Here is a 17,559-nt window from a genome sequence, read left to right as displayed (position 1 = left end):
GCAGAGTGAACATTCGCGACCTGATCAACAGATATAAAACTGATGAGCGCATCGAAGCGCTGGCAAAGACCCTCAACACGGGTAAAGGTACTAAACTTCAGCTAAAGGGATTAGTAGGTTCTTCCGATGCTGTGATTGCTGTAGCAACATATTTTCTGCTGCATAAACCTCAGCTCTTTATTTTGCCCGACAGGGAAGAGGCGGCTTACTTTATGGCCGACCTGGAAAGTATCCTCGAAAAAGAGGTGCTGCTATTCCCTTCATCCTTTCGTAAATCATTTGATTTTACACAGGTAGACACCGGAAATGTCCTCGCCAGGGCCGAAGTGCTCAATGAGCTCAACCATCAGTCGTCCTACGGCAAAATTGTGGTTACCTATCCTGAAGCACTTGCCGAAAAGGTGATCGACAGAAATGTTCTCGAAAAAAACACCCTTGAAATTAGCATTGGCATCAAACTGGGAATTGATTTTATCAATGAATTTTTGATTGATTACGATTTTGAACGCAGCGATTTTGTTTATGAACCCGGGCAGTTCTCTATCAGGGGTGGTATCGTGGATATCTTCTCTTTTTCGCACGACCTGCCGTACCGGATTGAATTTTTTGGGGATGAAGTGGAGAGTATCAGAACCTTTGAAATTGATACACAGCTGTCTGTCGAAGATGTGAAAACGCTGACGATTATTCCAAATGTTCAATCCAAATACCTTACAGAAAGCAATATCAACCTGCTCGATTATATTGACAAAGATACCCAGCTATGGATCAAAGACGTAGAATTTACCCTGGATATCATCAAAGGTGGATATAAAAAAGCTGTTGAGCTCTGGAAAGCACTGCCGGCGAATGATAAACAGGAAAACCTGGACTGGATAGATCCCAAATTTGCTTTCTCGGATGAAAAAATGATCGGAGATATCGTTCATGATTTTGCACTGGTAGAATTTGGAAAACAGTTTTTCTACCGCACAGAGAACGTGGTACTTTTTGACACCAAACCGCAGCCATCCTTCAACAAGGATTTCCATCTGCTGATCAATAACATCAGGGAAAACGAAACAAACGGGATCTTTAATTTTATCTCCAGTTCTTCCCCAAAACAGACAGAACGCCTGTATGCCATCCTCGATGATATTGATAAATCGGTGAAGTTTGTGCCCGTAAATATCCAGCTGCGCGAAGGGTTTATCGATCCGCAGCAACACATTGCCTTGTATACGGACCACCAGATATTCGACAGGTTTTACAAGTACAAGTTAAAAAGAGGGTACCAGCGCAGTCAGGCCATCACCATGAAAGACCTCAGGGACCTTAAACCCGGAGATTTCGTGACACATATCGACCATGGTATCGGTAAATATGCCGGACTGGAGAAGGTGGAAGTAAATGGTAAAACCCAGGAAATGATCAGGCTCATCTATGCCGATAATGACCTGCTCTATGTGAATATCAACTCCCTTAACCGCATCGCAAAATACAGCGGCAAAGACGGAACGGCCCCTAAAATGAATAAACTGGGCACCGAGGCCTGGGACAAACTCAAAAAAACCACAAAAAAAAAAGTTAAAGACATTGCCCGGGACCTGATCAAACTGTATGCACTGAGAAAATCTCAGGTAGGTACTGCATTTGATCCCGATGGCTACCTGGAAACTGAGCTGGAGGCTTCATTTATCTATGAAGATACCCCTGATCAGGTAAAAGCTACCAGTGATGTCAAAAAAGATATGGAAGCCCCTCATCCGATGGACCGGCTGGTTTGTGGGGATGTGGGCTTCGGAAAAACAGAAATTGCAATACGGGCAGCTTTTAAAGCTGTGGCCAATGGAAAACAGGCAGCAGTGCTGGTGCCAACAACCATCCTGGCCTTACAGCATTTTAAGACCTTTTCAGGCCGCCTGAAGGACTTTCCTTGCCGTGTAGACTATATCAACCGTTTCAAGACCAGTAAACAGATCAAGGAGACCCTGGCGCTTGTAGCCGAAGGTAAGATTGATATTATCATTGGTACCCACAGATTGCTCAGCAAAGACGTTAAGTTTAAGTCGCTCGGCATCATGATCATTGATGAAGAACAGAAATTTGGGGTATCTGCCAAGGAGAAACTGCGTGCTCTACGTGTAAACGTAGATACACTGACGCTCACGGCTACACCTATCCCAAGAACACTGCACTTTTCACTGATGGGTGCCAGGGACCTTTCCATCATGAGTACCCCACCGCCAAACAGGCAGGCGGTAAACACAGAACTTCATGTTTTCAATGATAAACTCATCCAGGAATCCGTTCAGTTTGAGCTGGACAGGGGTGGACAGGTATTCTTTATCCATAACCGGGTAAACGACCTTCCACAGCTGGGTGGACTGATACAGACGCTGGTACCTAAGGCCAGAATCGGTATTGCCCACGGTCAGCTTGACGGGGATGCTCTGGAAGATGTTATGCTCGACTTTATCAATGGAGAGAAAGATGTGCTGGTGGCTACAACCATCATTGAGGCAGGTCTGGATATTCCAAATGCCAATACGATCATCATCAACCATGCCCATATGTTCGGACTGAGCGATCTTCACCAGATGCGCGGACGTGTAGGACGATCCAATAAAAAGGCTTTCTGTTATCTGCTGAGCCCGCCATTGTCCACGCTGACTTCAGAAGCCAGAAAACGCCTCAGTGCGATCGAAGAGTTTTCAGATCTGGGCAGTGGCTTCAATATCGCTATGCGCGATCTGGATATCCGTGGCAGTGGAAACCTGCTGGGTGCAGAACAAAGCGGATTTATTGCAGAAATTGGTTTCGAAATGTACCATAAGATCCTGGATGAGGCGATACAGGAACTGAAATCGGATGAGTTCAAAGATCTCTTTAAAGAGGACAAGGAACGCCCTTTCGTGACCTTTACGCAGATTGATACCGATCTGGAGCTGTACATTCCTGATGACTATGTTACCAATATTACGGAACGTTATAATCTCTATACTGAACTGTCCAAACTGGATACTGAAGAGCAGCTAAAGGCCTTTGAAACATCACTGAAAGATCGTTTCGGAAATGTCCCACGACCTGTTAAAACCATGCTGAGCGTACTGCGTCTGCAGTGGTCTGCAAAAAAACTGGGTTTTGAAAAACTTAGCTTCAAAAAAGGCGTGCTCAGAGGTTATTTCATTGCGAACAAACAATCCAATTTCTTCGATTCACCGATGTTCCATAAAATCCTGAACTTTGCGCAGCAGCATCCAAGGATGTGTAACCTTAAAGAGGTGAAAGATACGCTGAGAATTGCTTTTGAAGACCTCAGAACGGTTGAAGATGCGATAGAAATGCTGGAAATGGTGGCTCAATAAACATATAGAATGAACCCAAACCTCTTGACCGACCTGGTTACCATGAGAATGCCTTTTGGCAAATACAAGGACAAACTGTTGTGCGACCTGCCAGAGTCTTATCTGGTATGGTTTCACAGCAAGGGATTTCCACCTGGTAAATTAGGAGAGCTGCTGGGCACGATGTATGAGATCAGGCTCAATGGTCTGGAATACCTGCTAAAACCGATCAGAAACAGCCGCTAATTTAATACCAGATACAGATAAGCAAATACGATAGGGGCAGCAATCAACAAGCCGTCAAACCTGTCCAGCAAGCCGCCATGTCCTGGTAAAAGATTGCCGGAATCCTTGGCGTTTAAGCTCCTTTTCAGCATAGACTCTACCAGATCTCCCAAGGTTCCAAAACTCACGATCAGCACCGCCATTCCGGCCCAGATCAGGAAACTGATTTCTGTAAAAAAGAAAGATACGATAAAGGAAACGAGTACACTGGTAAACATGCCCCCAAAAAATCCCTCCCAGGTTTTCTTTGGTGAGTGACGTTCAAATAGTTTATGTGCCCCCAGTTTTCTGCCAAAGAGATAAGCTCCTGTATCACTTGCCCATAACATCAGTAAAAATGCCAGTGGCAGGTGAAAGTTATAGAGGTTCCAATCACTCAGAAAGCCCAGGGAATAGTAGAAACAAAAGGGAATAGTGACAAAAAACAAACCCGTAAACGTAAATGCAATATTGGTAAAGGGTGTTTTATCCTTTCTGTACAACTCAAAAAGAAATACAGAGAATACCAGTGGAATCAGCAGCAGCAGGTATTTGGTATCTACTGCAAAGAAATGATAACTTGCCGTCAGCAAAAATATCACCGCACTGGCGGTTAATCCGACAGCAGCATGAGGTTTAACCTCCGCTGTACCGATCAGCTTATAAAATTCCGCCAGCGCAAATACGCTCAGCAGTAAATAAAATCCGGTAAAGGTATATGCTCCCAGGAAAATAGAGCCCAGCATCACAATAGTGAAGAAAAACGCCGTTATTGCCCTTGTTTTCATTCGCTTTCAGTAGATTTAATATAGGCTTCGGCAGCTTCCTGATCAGCTGCATTCACCATCACATCTACCAGTCCGAAATTCTGGTATGAAGAATCTTTTTTATTCATGATTACCGCAGCGATATCATTCTCTACCAATCCCTGTTTGATGATTTCTGCCGAAATTGCATCCTGTGTTGTATAAACCTTAACCCAATTGTTTTCCATCGCTCTGTGTGGTTTTATCTTTTAGATATTTAAATAAAAATATGCTCAAAATTAAGCTAATAACATATGCATACCATGGAAAATATGCAGAATTATCTACCTGGTCAAGCGGAATACCATGCGTCTGCATATACCAGGCCTGGCAAACTGCATAAGCATTGTTCAGGAAATGGGCCAGCATGGCATACCATAAGCTGCCTGTCCACAGATAGATATATCCGAATGCAGCTCCCAAAATCAGCCTCGGAAAAAATCCGAAAAACTGCATGTGAATGGCACTGAAAATAAACGCAGATACCCAGATTGCGATATGCGGATTACGAAACATCCTGCTGAAAGATCGTTGTACTCCACCCCTGAAAAGTAGTTCTTCAGCAACTGCCGGTAACAAGGCAATGATCAGAATATTCACCAAAAACTCCCCAAAACCCCTGATCCTTAGTAATAAGATCGTCATATTCATCGCCGCAGCCTCTTTCTCACGCATCCAGTTTTCCACTGATTTTAAATACTCAGGTAAAACCATTTTCTGATTACTCAGCGTAAGCCACTCCATGAGCGGCAGCGATGACAACATGATCAGCAGTACGATCAGCAGGAGTACAGGCTTCGGTCTTTTAAATCCGTAAAATGTGGTGATACGTGTCTTTTCGGTAATTGCAAGCAGCACAGGTGGTATTAAGAACAAACAAAGGGAGGTGAGCGACTGGGCGATCCGCAGCCCGGCCAGATACGCAGGGTCTCCTGTTGACAATGCCATCGTGTTTTGCATGATCTCCATCCCGTATAAGGCAACCAGTGCAACGACACTTAATAATGATCCTACTACTGCTCCTGCCAGTGCATAACAGGCAAGGATAAGCAATTGGGTATAAGCAGATTTTTCTTCTCTTGGTGCCAGACTGAAATTCATTATTAGGGATTTTTGTACCTTTGTATCTTAAATTTTGGACTGAAGATAGAAAAATGTCTGTAAAGATAGGAAATATTGACCTGGGAGAGTTCCCTTTATTGCTTGCACCCATGGAAGATGTGAGCGATCCCCCTTTCCGTTTTGTATGTAAACAAAGCGGAGTGGACATGATGTACACAGAATTTATTTCTTCTGAGGGACTGATACGGGATGCCGCTAAAAGTCGCCAGAAACTTGACATATTTGAATACGAAAGACCCATCGGTATCCAGATTTTTGGCAGCGAGATATCTACCATGCACGAAGCTACGGAGATCGCTACCCTCGCAAAACCAGATCTGATCGATATCAATTATGGCTGTCCGGTAAAACAGGTGGCCTGTAAGGGCGCTGGTTCTGCCTTGCTGCAGGATATTGACAAGATGGTAAAGATGACTGATGCCGTAGTGAGGGCTACCCATCTACCAGTGACCGTGAAAACAAGGCTGGGCTGGGATGACAATACCAAAAACGTAGATGAGGTTGCCGAAAGGCTTCAGGATATCGGGATACAGGCCCTGACTATTCATGGAAGGACCAGATCACAGATGTATAAGGGTGAAGCAGACTGGCGCATGATCCGTGATATCAAGAGAAACCCGCGGATTAAAATTCCTGTTTTTGGAAATGGAGATGTGGACAGTCCGGAAAAAGCTTTCGCCTGGCGACGTGAGTTTGAAGTAGATGGTATCATGATAGGGAGGGCAGCAATAGGCTATCCATGGATTTTCAGGGAGATTGCACATTACTTCAAAACCGGAGAAAAGCTGGCGGGCCCAACTGTAGAAGAAAGGGTAGCAGTTTGCCGCACCCATCTTGATAAATCAATTGCCTGGAAAGGTCAAAAAGTGGGTATTTTTGAAATGAGACGCCATTATGCCAATTATTTCAAAGGTTTGCCCGACTTCAAAAATTACCGCATGTTATTGGTTAAAGAAGACAATATCGAAACCATTCATGCTATCTTAGACGAAGTGTCAGATAAATATCAATACATCTTACCTGATGGTGAAATGGCTTGATTTTTGAAAAACACTGCTTATAAATATCTTTAAAATGGTTACAGCAATTACACAGGGCGTAAAAATTTCAGTTGATACTGTTTATCAGGAAGAATATTCCAATCCCGAAAAAGAACATTTCATGTTTGCTTACCAGATCACTGTAGAAAATCTGTCAGACTATGCCGTGCAGTTAATGCGCCGTCAATGGTTTATTTTTGACTCTAATGGTACCCAGCGTGAAGTTGAAGGTGAGGGTGTAGTGGGTATACAGCCTGTGATCGAACCCGGAGATAGTTATTCTTATGTTTCAGGTTGTAATCTGACCACCGATATCGGATCAATGTCCGGCACTTACCTGATGCACCGTATGGCTGATGATACAGATTTGACTGTAGACATCCCTGAATTTCAATTGATAGTACCTTACCGCTTAAATTAAGCGGCACAGGTACCTTTAAACTTAATTTCTGTTTCTTCCGAATAACATTGAAGCGTAGTACAGCAGATTTGCCAGTGCACCCAGTGCAGCTACTACGTAGGTCATTGCTGCCCACCATAATGCATCTTTAGCCTGTGAATTTTCTTCCGCAGTATACATCACTGCACGATTGTTTTTCAGCCAGATCAAAGCCCTTCTGCTGGCATCAAACTCTACGGGAAGTGTGATAAAACTAAAGATAGTGATCAGCGCAAGCCCCGCAACACCGATACCCAGTACCAAAGGATTGCCGGTAAAACCAATCAGCAATATACCGATGATCAGTACCCATTGTAATAAATTTGAGGAAATACTGACTACAGGAACCATCATGGAGCGCAATTCCAGCCAGCTGTATGCTTTTGCATGCTGTACGGCATGTCCACATTCATGGGCAGCTACAGCTGCAGCAGCTACACTACGTCCATAATAGACATCAGTACTCAGGTTTACAGTTTTATCAGCAGGATTATAATGATCTGTCAGTTGTCCCTCAGCACTAATCACCCTTACATCGTATATGCCATTGTCATGCAGCATTTTTTCCGCTACCTCATGCCCGGAAAGTCCGGAATTTAATTGCATTTCGGCATATTTGGAAAATTTGCTCCTGAATCTCCATTGTACGAACATACTTGCAATCAGTACCGGAATAATTAAAATCAAATAGGCTCCCATTTTCTTATTGTGTATTTTCTTCCTTTTATTAAATCAAAAATTGTTCCTAACCATATTATCCTGTCTAATTAATCATAAAATCAATGTTACCAGGCTATTTAAGGGCCAAAAGTCCGCATGGACAGATCTCCCCAGCAAAAAAATTCCACAATTTTGTCCAAAAAAATCTGCATCAAATAAACGAACACCTCATAGTCATTACTAATAAGCTTGTTAAAATGATTAATAATATAGATTTTTGATAAAAATATTAGCAAATGGATAGTATCATCATTGTATTACTGGTTATCGTCATGGCCGCTTTAATTTTTCTTCTTTTTAAGAAGCCTGTAAATGAGCAGTCAGGACATCTGGAAATGCTCAGTGTAAAGGAAGCAGAACATCAGCGCAGTCTCAGCTACTACAGAGAGGAGAAACAACGACTGGAAGATGAACTGGCAGACCTGAGGACAGGTTTCATGAACGAAAGGAGCAGGGCAGTCAAAGCTGAAGAAATACTCAATGCGCAGCTGGAAAAACAAGTTCAGCAGGAAAAATATATCGCAGAACTACAGCAGCAGTTTAAACTGCAGTTTGAACAGATCGCCAGTCAGATCCTTGAAGAAAAGACCTCCAGGTTTACCTTACAGAACAAGGCGAGCATGGAACTCATTTTAAGCCCGCTAAAGGATAATATCAAGGCATTTGAGGAAAAGGTCGACCGTGTGTATAAAGCGGAGTCAGACGAGCGGAATATACTCAAGGGCGTGATCTCACAGCTGATGGATCAAAGCAGACAGATCCAGGAAGATGCCAATAATCTGACCAGAGCACTTAAAGGCGACAATAAAAAACAGGGAAACTGGGGAGAGATCATTCTGGAACGCGTTTTAGAACGATCAGGACTGGTTAAAGACCAGGAATACCGTATACAATCGAGTTTCAATACATCGACGGGAAACAGGGTACAACCTGATGTAATCATTGACCTGCCTGATGATAAACACATTGTTGTAGATGCCAAGGTTTCGCTGATTGCCTATGAAAAATATGTTTCTGCTGAAACGGAGGAAGAGCGGGAAATATATGTCAGGCAGCATCTGCTCTCTCTCAAAAACCACATTCAGGACCTTTCCGGTAAAAATTATCATGCCCTGTACCAGATTAATTCTCCTGATTTTGTTTTGCTTTTTATCCCCATTGAATCTTCATTTGGGATTGCGGTGCAAAAAGATGCAGAACTTTTTAATTATGCCTGGGACAAGAAAGTGGTCATCGTAAGTCCGTCTACCCTGCTGGCAACCCTGCGTACCATATCCAGTATATGGAAGCAGGAAAGACAAAACAGAAATGTACTGGAAATTGCGCGTCTCAGCGGTACGATGTATGATAAATTTGTAGGTTTCCTCACTGATATGGAGAGTATTGGCAGAAACATCCGCCAAAGTCATGATGCGTACGACAAAGCGCTGAACAAGCTGTCTTCCGGAGCCGGAAACCTGGCCAACACAGCGGATAAAATAAAAAAGCTGGGTGCAAAAACTACGAAACAGATTGATCATAAATTTCTGGACCCAGCCTTAACTGAAGACGATATTCTATAACTTAAAAGCGTTCCATCCCTGAGCTTTAAGCTCATGGACAACGTTGGATTTGGAAATCATTTTACTGCCGGAAGCCTTATCGGTCATATGACCGATTACACTGATATCCACATCGTGTTTGAGTTTGGTATAGTCATCCTGTTTGATTGTGAATAGCAATTCATAATCCTCACCGCCATTTAAAGCACAAACGGTAGGATCTATTCCAAGTTCCCTGGCCGTTTCATAGGTCATCGGATCAATAGGCAGTTTATCTTCATAAATCGTACAACCCTTGTCAGATTCCTTGCAGATATGCATGATCTCCGAAGCCAGTCCGTCAGAAACATCAATCATTGAAGTAGGTACAATTTTCATCTGGGCCAGCAGGTCTACAATATCCCTTCTGCCTTCAGGCTTCAGCTGTCTCTCAATGATATAATCTTTACCTTCCAGATCTGGCTGAATATTTGGGTTTTCCAGGAAAATCTGTTTTTCACGTTCCAGAATCTGAAGCCCCACATAAGCGCCCCCAAGATCCCCGGAAACACATAATAAATCGCCTTCCTGAGCTCCATTGCGGTAAACAATATCAGCTTTGTCAGCAAATCCTATACTGGTTACACTGATCACCAGGCCTTGTTTGCTGGATGAAGTATCTCCTCCGATCAGGTCGATGTTAAATTTATTGCAGGCCAGCTCTATACCCTTGTAAATTTCTTCTACAGCCTCCAGCGGAAATTTGCTCGATAAGCCCAGCGAAACGGTGATCTGGGTAGCAACCCCATTCATGGCGTAAATATCGCTCAGATTGACCTGAACAGCCTTATATCCCAAATGCATGAGGGGCACGTATGCCAGGTCAAAATGAATACCTTCCAGCAGCAAATCCGTTGAGATCAGCATTTCTTTATCTCCTGCGTGCAATACAGCGGCATCGTCTCCGATTCCTTTGATACTGCTTTCATGCCTGATCTTAAAATTATCAGTCAAATGCCTGATCAGGCCAAATTCACCCAGTTCTGACAGATCTGTACGCTCTTTATTTTCAAACATAATTTTTCTTTATAATCCCAGACTTGCTGATATTTCCAGCATTCTTTCAATTGGTTTTCTTGCTGCTGCAATAATATCTGAAGGCACTGTCACTTCAGGGCTTCCATTTTTTAAACATAAATACAGTTTTTCCAGCGTATTTCTCTTCATGTAAGGACAATCATTACATGCACAATTGTTATTCGGTGGTGCAGGAATAAACGTTTTTCCAGGATTAGCTTTCTCCATCTGGTGAATGATCCCGCTCTCTGTGGCCACGATAAATTCCGTTGCCTCATTGTTGATAGAGTAATTCAGCAGTCCTGTCGTAGATCCGATGTAATCTGCCATCTGCAATACGGCTTCCTCACATTCAGGATGCGCAATAAATTTAGCATTTGGGTGGCGCTCTTTCAGTTTGGTAATCTTCTCTCTTGAAAAGATTTCATGTACCATACAGGCCCCATTCCATAAAACCAGATCTCTGCCTGTTTTTTTTGCTACCCATGCCCCAAGATTTTTATCAGGCCCAAATATAATCTTCTGCTCTTTTGGCAGACTTTGCACAATTTGTACTGCATTCGTAGAGGTACAAACGATATCACTCATCGCTTTTAACTCAGCTGTGCAGTTCACATAGGTAATCACCAGGTGATCCGGATATTTCTCTTTAAACTTTTTAAACAAATGTGGAGGACAACTATCTGCTAATGAACAGCCTGCTTTTACGTCAGGCAATAGAACAGTTTTCTCCGGAGAAAGTATTTTAGCTGTTTCAGCCATAAAATGTACTCCTGCGAATACAATCACGTCTGCCTCTGTTTTTGCAGCTTCCTGAGAAAGACCTAAACTGTCTCCCAAATAGTCAGCAACGTCCTGTATATCAGGTTCTTGATAGTAGTGCGCCAGCACTATTGCATTTTTCTCTTTTTTTAGCTTTTCAATTTCATCAAAAAGATCAAGTGTTGGGTCGATACTTTCTTCTACAAATCCTCTTCTGTTTAATTCTTCTAAGGTATCCATTTTCAACGTTTCAATAATTAATAATTATTTAATATAAATAGACTTCTATTGTTTATTAGTGTGTTAGTAATGTTTGTAACTCCGGGCTTTTTATTCTTTAAAATGATTTGTTCTATAGTTACTAACAAGTAAATGAGATTTTTCTGACAAATAGCTGCTGATTTACAATCAGATATTTTTCGAACTTAAAACTTATCAATATGAATATGTTAATTGTTAGTAGTGGAGTAAATCGTTAATAACTGATGCAAAGTTGCTTAAAAATAACTTAAAATATTGTGTGTAATTCTCATTTTCCCTTAGCTTTAAACATTCTTAAATAGTTACTCTATTTATTTAGACATGTAATTAACACTTTTCCAACGTTGTTAACAAGACGGTGGAGTTAGCAGAAATCAATGAAAAACGCGGATTTTTTAGTAATAGGGTCGGGTATTGCAGGTTTAAGCTTTGCTTTAAAGGCTGCCAGGCACGGAAAGGTAATTATCATTACCAAATCAAATGAAGACGAATCAAATACCAAATATGCCCAGGGAGGTGTAGCTGTAGTAGTTAATAAGGATGATTCTTTCGAAAAACATATTCATGATACTTTAATTGCGGGCGATGGTTTATGTGATCCGGAGATTGTGGAAATCGTTGTAAAAGAGGGGCCTCAGCGCATTCAGGAGATCATTGATTACGGAATTAACTTCGATAAGACCATCGCGGGGGCTTACGATCTGGCAAAAGAGGGTGGCCATTCCGATCATCGTATTTTACATTATAAAGACGTTACCGGATACGAGATTGAGAGTGCTTTACTGAGGCAAATTCATGAAAATGACAATATAGAGATATTAACACATTACTTCTGTTTGGAGTTGATAACCCAGCATCACCTGGGTGAGTTTGTTGACAAGACGACAAAAGATATTAACTGTTTTGGTGTATATGCCTTTAATACAGAACTTAACGATGTTGAAAAGATCTTAGCTAAGGTGACTATCCTTGCTTCCGGTGGTGCCGGTCATGTCTATTCCAGCACCACTAATCCGGTGATTGCTACCGGAGATGGAATGGCTATGGTATACCGGGCGAAAGGGAAATTGCGGAATATGGAGTTCATACAGTTTCATCCTACAGCATTATATAACCCCGGAGAGTATCCTTCGTTCCTGATCTCGGAGGCTGTAAGAGGCTTTGGTGGGATGTTGAAAAGAAAGAACGGGGAAGAATTTATGTACGAATATGATGAGCGTGGATCTCTTGCACCACGCGATATTGTTGCCCGTGCCATTGATTCTGAGATGAAAAAATCTGGTGAAGATTTCGTTTACCTGGATATTCGTCACCGTAAAAAAGCTGACATATTGGCGCATTTTCCAAATATATATGCAAAGTGTTTATCTATAGGAATTGACATGACGAATGATCTGATCCCGGTTACTCCTGCAGCACATTATATGTGTGGTGGCATTCTCGTGGATGATTATGGCAGATCTACGATCAACCACCTTTATGCATGTGGTGAGTGTTCTTCGACAGGATTGCATGGTGCAAACAGACTTGCTTCCAATTCATTGCTGGAGGCTCCTGTTTTTGCTCACAGAATCTATCTGGATGCTATAGAAAAGTTCAAAGATATTGTGATTCCTGATAATATTCCGGACTGGAACGATCATGGTGTAGTACAGTCTGACGAGGATATCCTGGTAACGCATAACCTGCGCGAAACGCAAAAACTGATGAGTGACTATGTCGGAATTGTACGGTCTGATTTCCGTCTGGATCGTGCGATGCGCCGTTTGTTTTTACTGCATGAAGAAACTGAAGCATTTTATAAAACAAACCAGGTTTCGGTGAAACTTTGTGAATTGCGTAATGTAATTCAGGTTGCGTTTGTGATCATTAAATCTGCAATGTCACGCAAAGAGAGCAGGGGCCTCCATTATACAACTGATTATCCTGGTCATGCTGCGGAGCTGACTGACACAACTTTTTAATAGATATGGCTGTAATTCTTCCGGTTTTAGATAAAAACCCTGTTTGGGGCGATCATTGTTTTATTGCTCCCAATGCAACGATTGTAGGGGATGTAAGCATGGGTACAAATTGTTCAGTATGGTTTAATGCAGTCATCAGGGGCGATGTAAACAGCATTACCATTGGTAACGACTCCAATATCCAGGATGGTGCAGTAATTCATGCTACCTACCAGAAAGCTGCCACCACGATTGGAAACAGGGTATCTGTAGGGCACAATGCAATTGTCCATGGCTGTACGTTAAAAGATCATGTTCTGGTCGGTATGGGAGCTATTGTGATGGATGATGCAATCGTAGAAGAGTATTGCATCATTGCTGCGGGTTCTGTGATACTTGAACGCACAATTTGTGAAAGTGGTTACTTATATGCGGGAGTTCCTGCAAAAAAAATAAAGCCCATTACTGAAGAGCAACGGGCTTTATTGAATAAGCTGCCTGATAACTATATCATGTACGCTGACTGGTTCAGATAATTACTGTTCTTTTGGTAATTCGATGGTTTCATTTCTGTCCCAGTTTGCACGGATAGAAAGCTCTTTTGATTCGGCCCAGATTTTTTCGGGCTGAATCCCCGCCTTCACATCACCAGTATCCCAGATACCATTTTTATTGTTGTCATAAATGATCCGGATAAAATATCTTCCTGCCCGGTAATTTGCGAAGGTTACAGTAGTATCTCTCGCCACAATGAGGGTATTCACCACTGCTTTTGCTTCATTTGTAATCTCCAGCAGGTATTGTTTATTGGGTTCAGGCACTACAAGTTTAACTACCAATGTTCCGTAATCATCCCTTTTAGCCAGCTGGAACTTCTTGGTAAAGTCTTTATTTTTGGCATCAAAGATCGCTGTAAAGGCTCCTGCACCAAATTTAATGTCATAGCTGCTGTTTGCCCTCCATGGGTATATAAAGTTGTAGGAGAGGATATCTGAGCTGTCTTTACGAAGGGTAAAATCCGTCTTTACCACGGAATCTTCCATCAGTGTAATTTTCGAGGGATCTACCGCTTCTACAGGAATGCCGAAGGTCAGCTGCAGTGGTTTGTTGGGATTGAGCAGGTTGCCTTCCAGGTTATCTGTTGCCTGAACATTACGGGTGTAGGAGTCTTTTTTACCCCTGTTCAGTTTGATCGTCTGCAGTACCTTTCCGCTATCCGTGATATCTACTTTTGTAGAGTCGAAGTTCAGTTCTTTCAGCCATACTTTTACAGAATCATTGGTTTTATTGAACTTTACCAATTTTGCGGCATCAATACTTTTGGGATCGGAGATGGTGATCCCTGGTTTTTTAAGTTTCTGGTTAAAGGAAATGGAGATACTTCCGTCAGCATTAAGCCTTCTGTCATTTACCCTGAAAACTTTAGCGTCTTCTTTAAAGATCACCATATTCACATTTGAAGTATCTTTTGTCAGCTTGAGAGGCTCTTTGATAAAACCAATCTCATCAGAACTTTGCTGATAAATTTTATCACTGCCCTGCTCTTTTAAGGCGTAAACTTTATAGGTTTCAGATCTCAGGTTGCTGATCCTGTAGTTTCCACTACTGTCGGTAAGTGTGTAGATGGAAGCTTTCTTTTTTCCAAAGAGGGTATCCCTGGCAATAGGGAATACAAAAGCCACTCCTTCAATTACAGGTTTACCTGTTTGTGAATCTTTGATATTTCCTGAAATGCTCAGGGAATCAAGAGAAGGACCCGTAGCAAAAACGTAACTGAAATTTTTGAGCACGTTGCCTTCATTAACGTCAACGATTCCTTTGCCAAAATTCAGCGTGTAAGTTGTATTTTTTTCCAGTGAATCAGGAAGTGTAATTTCCAGGGATTTTCCCTTTACCTTCAATTGTGGTAAAACCTCAACATCCGGTGATATCGAAAATTGTTTCTGCTGATCTGCCAGTTTGAAGTATTCGTCAAATTGTATGACTATTTTTTTTGCTGAAAAATTCCTGGTCAGATTTTTTGGCGTGATGGAAAGTACTTTTGGTGGTTTTGTATCTTTTGGGCCTCCCTGCGGACCGGCTCCGACGCTCGCACAGCCCCAAATTCCGAACAGGATCAGAAAAGCAAGTAATAAATTCGGAGAATGCTGTAGTAACTTGTTTTTAGCCATTTATATGCGATATAATAAACTTATCTATATTTTGGATCCGGAATATTCAAAAACTTTAAAAGTGGCTGATATCGCTTTAAATCAAGTCACTTTTAAGGTTGTTGTTTTATTGTTTAAATTACTGATTATCAGGTTTGTAGATTTTAACGGTTAATATGCACCATCAAAACTGAGATATCTGAGGGTGAAACTCCCGAAATTCTGGAAGCCTGGCCCAAAGTTCTTGGTTTGATCTTCAATAATTTTTCCCGTGCCTCTTTTGACAATGATCCGAGTTGTGAATAATCAAAATCCGGATTGATATCTTTATCTTCCATCTTCTGCATCTTGTTCACAATTTCCTGCTCCTTCATGAAGTAGCTCTCATACTTTATTTTGATCTCTGCCTGTTCTACGGTCTCCTGATTGAAAGCGCTCAAATGCTCGTCAAAACTTTTACTAACTTTTCTGAGGTCTTCAATGCCAACCTGGGGTCTGCTGAGTACACTGAACAATTTTACGTTTTGTGTCAGTGCGCTGGAGTTTAAGCTTTCCAGCATTTCATTTGCCTCTGCCATTTCAATTCCCTGTTTACGGGTGAAGGCAACGATCTCATCTGAATTCGCAACTTTTTGATTTACCTTTTCCAGACGCTCGTCATTAATCAAACCTAGAGCGTGTCCAATAGGGGAGAGCCTGATGTCCGCATTGTCCTGACGCAGTAGCAGTCTGTGTTCTGCTCTCGACGTAAACATACGGTATGGTTCTTCGGTACCTTTCGTTACCAGATCGTCAATCAATACACCTATATATGACTCAGAACGCTTCATAATCAGCTCATGCTGGTCTGTCACCTTCTGATGCGCATTTATTCCTGCTATAAAACCCTGACTAGCAGCTTCTTCATATCCAGTAGTACCATTGATCTGGCCTGCAAAGAACAGGTTTTGTACCAATTTGGTTTCCAGCGTCAGCGATAGCTGTGTAGGTGGAAAATAATCGTACTCGATCGCATATCCTGGTCTGAACATTTTTGCATTTTCAAATCCCGGGATCTGGATCAGTGCCCTGTACTGAACATCCTCCGGCAAAGATGTAGAGAAACCGTTGACGTAAATTTCTACCGTGTTTAACCCCTCCGGTTCTACAAAAATCTGATGCCTGTCGCGCTCTGCAAATCGGTTGATCTTATCTTCAATCGAAGGACAGTATCTCGGACCCAGTCCTTTGATTCTGCCAGTGAACATTGGTGATTTCTCAAAGCCTTCCTTTAAAGTTTCGTGTACTTCGCTATTGGTATAAGTGATCCAGCAGCATCTTTTATCAGTCGGTCTTTCTACATCTGTATAGGAGAATCTGCCAGGGTTTTCATCTCCCCATTGTTCCTCCATCAGAGAATAATTCAGTGATCTTCCATCAACGCGTGGGGGAGTACCGGTCTTCATTCTGCCAGCTTCGAAACCTATTGATGTCAATTGTTCTGTAATTCCGGTAGCGGCTTTTTCTCCGGTTCTGCCTCCACCGAATTTTTTTTCGCCTATATGGATCAAACCATTTAGGAAAGTACCGTTTGTGAGGACCACACTTTTTGCTCTAATTTCTGCGCCCATCGAAGTTTTTACACCAACAACTTTATTGTCTTTGATGATTAATCCACTCACCATATCCTGCCAGAAATCTACATTTGGTGTTCGCTCCAATGCCAGTCGCCATTCCTCCGCAAATCGTTTCCTGTCAATCTGGGCACGGGGGCTCCACATTGCAGGACCTTTGGATAAGTTAAGCATTCTAAACTGCAAAGTAGTCTTGTCACTGACGATACCTGAGTAGCCACCCATGGCATCAATCTCCCGTACAATCTGTCCTTTTGCTACTCCGCCCATTGCCGGATTGCAACTCATTTGTGCAATGGTTTCCATATTCATGGTCACCAATAATACCGAAGATCCTAAGTTTGCTGCTGCTGCTGCTGCCTCGCATCCTGCATGTCCGGCACCTACAACAATTACATCATATTCTTTAAACATCTCATTTTTCTTTTATGTTTCACGTGAAACAAGCGCTGTATTTCTCTCTCAGAAGCTTGTGTGTTCCACGTGGAACGTTAACTTTTATTCTTGCTGAACGGA

At 42.2% G+C, this 17,559-nt stretch carries 15 protein-coding genes; 7 read left to right on the top strand and 8 right to left on the bottom strand.

The window, feature by feature from the left end:
- The first annotated feature begins 5 nt into the window (after nt 1-5).
- Both mfd and OQY15_RS05360 read left to right on the top strand, forming a co-directional pair.
- A complete protein-coding gene (gene mfd / locus OQY15_RS05365; RefSeq protein WP_265788655.1) occupies nt 6-3,347 on the top strand; it encodes a transcription-repair coupling factor in 3,342 nt (1,113 codons plus the stop codon).
- A gap of 9 nt (nt 3,348-3,356) precedes the next feature.
- Nucleotides 3,357-3,572, top strand: coding sequence for a DUF3820 family protein (locus tag OQY15_RS05360; RefSeq protein ID WP_265788653.1), 216 nt, complete (start codon nt 3,357-3,359; stop codon nt 3,570-3,572).
- Here the strand turns inward: OQY15_RS05360 and OQY15_RS05355 are convergent.
- Genes OQY15_RS05355 through OQY15_RS05345 form a run of 3 tightly spaced genes read right to left on the bottom strand, consistent with a single transcriptional unit; the run spans nt 3,569 to nt 5,497 of the window.
- Nucleotides 3,569-4,378 (bottom strand): phosphatidate cytidylyltransferase, encoded by an 810-nt coding sequence (locus OQY15_RS05355; protein ID WP_265788651.1) that lies wholly within the window; start codon nt 4,376-4,378, stop codon nt 3,569-3,571. The two genes, OQY15_RS05360 and OQY15_RS05355, sit on opposite strands and share 4 nt — an antisense overlap.
- The gene (locus tag OQY15_RS05350) at nt 4,375-4,584 is read right to left on the bottom strand and encodes a DUF2007 domain-containing protein (protein WP_265788649.1); all 210 of its coding nucleotides are present in this window, start codon (nt 4,582-4,584) and stop codon (nt 4,375-4,377) included. Before OQY15_RS05350 ends, OQY15_RS05355 begins: the two co-directional genes overlap by 4 nt.
- A complete protein-coding gene (locus tag OQY15_RS05345; RefSeq protein WP_265788646.1) occupies nt 4,565-5,497 on the bottom strand; it encodes a CPBP family intramembrane glutamic endopeptidase in 933 nt (310 codons plus the stop codon). The genes OQY15_RS05350 and OQY15_RS05345 overlap by 20 nt, the downstream gene beginning before the upstream one ends.
- Nucleotides 5,498-5,550: 53 nt before the next feature.
- Between OQY15_RS05345 and dusB the strand changes: the two genes are divergently transcribed.
- Nucleotides 5,551-6,558, top strand: a complete 1,008-nt coding sequence (dusB, locus tag OQY15_RS05340) for a tRNA dihydrouridine synthase DusB (protein WP_265788644.1) — start codon at nt 5,551-5,553, stop codon at nt 6,556-6,558.
- 34 nt (nt 6,559-6,592) lie between these two features.
- Nucleotides 6,593-6,979 (top strand): Co2+/Mg2+ efflux protein ApaG, encoded by a 387-nt coding sequence (gene apaG, locus OQY15_RS05335; RefSeq protein WP_265788641.1) that lies wholly within the window; start codon nt 6,593-6,595, stop codon nt 6,977-6,979.
- 21 nt (nt 6,980-7,000) lie between these two features.
- Here the strand turns inward: apaG and OQY15_RS05330 are convergent, their stop codons facing one another.
- Nucleotides 7,001-7,696, bottom strand: a complete 696-nt coding sequence (locus OQY15_RS05330) for a zinc metallopeptidase (RefSeq protein WP_265788639.1) — start codon at nt 7,694-7,696, stop codon at nt 7,001-7,003.
- A 257-nt stretch (nt 7,697-7,953) separates the two neighbouring features.
- Between OQY15_RS05330 and rmuC the strand changes: the two genes are divergently transcribed.
- The gene (gene rmuC / locus OQY15_RS05325; RefSeq protein WP_265788637.1) at nt 7,954-9,279 is read left to right on the top strand and encodes a DNA recombination protein RmuC; all 1,326 of its coding nucleotides are present in this window, start codon (nt 7,954-7,956) and stop codon (nt 9,277-9,279) included.
- On the opposite strand, the gene thiL is transcribed toward rmuC, so the two are convergent.
- Together thiL and nadA are read right to left on the bottom strand one after the other, a co-directional pair.
- On the bottom strand, nt 9,274-10,314 hold the full coding sequence (gene thiL, locus OQY15_RS05320) for a thiamine-phosphate kinase (RefSeq protein ID WP_265788635.1): 1,041 nt from the start codon (nt 10,312-10,314) through the stop codon (nt 9,274-9,276). The genes rmuC and thiL overlap by 6 nt on opposite strands.
- A gap of 9 nt (nt 10,315-10,323) precedes the next feature.
- On the bottom strand, nt 10,324-11,316 hold the full coding sequence (gene nadA, locus OQY15_RS05315) for a quinolinate synthase NadA (protein ID WP_265788633.1): 993 nt from the start codon (nt 11,314-11,316) through the stop codon (nt 10,324-10,326).
- 398 nt (nt 11,317-11,714) lie between these two features.
- Between nadA and nadB the strand changes: the two genes are divergently transcribed.
- A complete protein-coding gene (nadB, locus tag OQY15_RS05310) occupies nt 11,715-13,301 on the top strand; it encodes an L-aspartate oxidase (RefSeq protein ID WP_265788631.1) in 1,587 nt (528 codons plus the stop codon).
- Nucleotides 13,302-13,306: 5 nt separating this feature from the next.
- Nucleotides 13,307-13,816 carry a gamma carbonic anhydrase family protein gene (locus tag OQY15_RS05305; protein ID WP_265788629.1) on the top strand — a complete coding sequence of 170 codons (510 nt, stop codon included), beginning with the start codon at nt 13,307-13,309 and terminating at the stop codon, nt 13,814-13,816.
- Here OQY15_RS05305 and OQY15_RS05300 read toward each other — a convergent pair whose 3' ends face one another.
- Both OQY15_RS05300 and mnmG read right to left on the bottom strand, forming a co-directional pair.
- The gene (locus OQY15_RS05300) at nt 13,817-15,451 is read right to left on the bottom strand and encodes an Ig-like domain-containing protein (protein ID WP_265788627.1); all 1,635 of its coding nucleotides are present in this window, start codon (nt 15,449-15,451) and stop codon (nt 13,817-13,819) included.
- Between the two features lie 143 nt (nt 15,452-15,594).
- A complete protein-coding gene (gene mnmG, locus OQY15_RS05295) occupies nt 15,595-17,457 on the bottom strand; it encodes a tRNA uridine-5-carboxymethylaminomethyl(34) synthesis enzyme MnmG (RefSeq protein WP_265788625.1) in 1,863 nt (620 codons plus the stop codon).
- Nucleotides 17,458-17,559: the final 102 nt, after the last annotated feature.

This window comes from Pedobacter sp. MC2016-15 (assembly GCF_026239695.1).
Taxonomy (GTDB): domain Bacteria; phylum Bacteroidota; class Bacteroidia; order Sphingobacteriales; family Sphingobacteriaceae; genus Pedobacter.
Note: the sequence above shows the minus strand (reverse complement) of the source record. Positions and strands in the feature narration are given on the sequence as shown.

Excerpts from the sequence above, each read along its gene's own strand:
- OQY15_RS05360 (WP_265788653.1), top strand. The coding sequence starts at position 3,357 with ATGAACCCAAACCTCTTGACCGACCTGGTTACCATGAGAATGCCTTTT.
- OQY15_RS05355 (WP_265788651.1), bottom strand. The coding sequence starts at position 4,378 with ATGAAAACAAGGGCAATAACGGCGTTTTTCTTCACTATTGTGATGCTG.
- OQY15_RS05350 (WP_265788649.1), bottom strand. The coding sequence starts at position 4,584 with ATGGAAAACAATTGGGTTAAGGTTTATACAACACAGGATGCAATTTCG.
- OQY15_RS05345 (WP_265788646.1), bottom strand. The coding sequence starts at position 5,497 with ATGAATTTCAGTCTGGCACCAAGAGAAGAAAAATCTGCTTATACCCAA.
- dusB (WP_265788644.1), top strand. The coding sequence starts at position 5,551 with ATGTCTGTAAAGATAGGAAATATTGACCTGGGAGAGTTCCCTTTATTG.
- apaG (WP_265788641.1), top strand. The coding sequence starts at position 6,593 with ATGGTTACAGCAATTACACAGGGCGTAAAAATTTCAGTTGATACTGTT.
- OQY15_RS05330 (WP_265788639.1), bottom strand. The coding sequence starts at position 7,696 with ATGGGAGCCTATTTGATTTTAATTATTCCGGTACTGATTGCAAGTATG.
- rmuC (WP_265788637.1), top strand. The coding sequence starts at position 7,954 with ATGGATAGTATCATCATTGTATTACTGGTTATCGTCATGGCCGCTTTA.
- thiL (WP_265788635.1), bottom strand. The coding sequence starts at position 10,314 with ATGTTTGAAAATAAAGAGCGTACAGATCTGTCAGAACTGGGTGAATTT.
- nadA (WP_265788633.1), bottom strand. The coding sequence starts at position 11,316 with ATGGATACCTTAGAAGAATTAAACAGAAGAGGATTTGTAGAAGAAAGT.
- nadB (WP_265788631.1), top strand. The coding sequence starts at position 11,715 with ATGAAAAACGCGGATTTTTTAGTAATAGGGTCGGGTATTGCAGGTTTA.
- OQY15_RS05305 (WP_265788629.1), top strand. The coding sequence starts at position 13,307 with ATGGCTGTAATTCTTCCGGTTTTAGATAAAAACCCTGTTTGGGGCGAT.
- OQY15_RS05300 (WP_265788627.1), bottom strand. The coding sequence starts at position 15,451 with ATGGCTAAAAACAAGTTACTACAGCATTCTCCGAATTTATTACTTGCT.
- mnmG (WP_265788625.1), bottom strand. The coding sequence starts at position 17,457 with ATGTTTAAAGAATATGATGTAATTGTTGTAGGTGCCGGACATGCAGGA.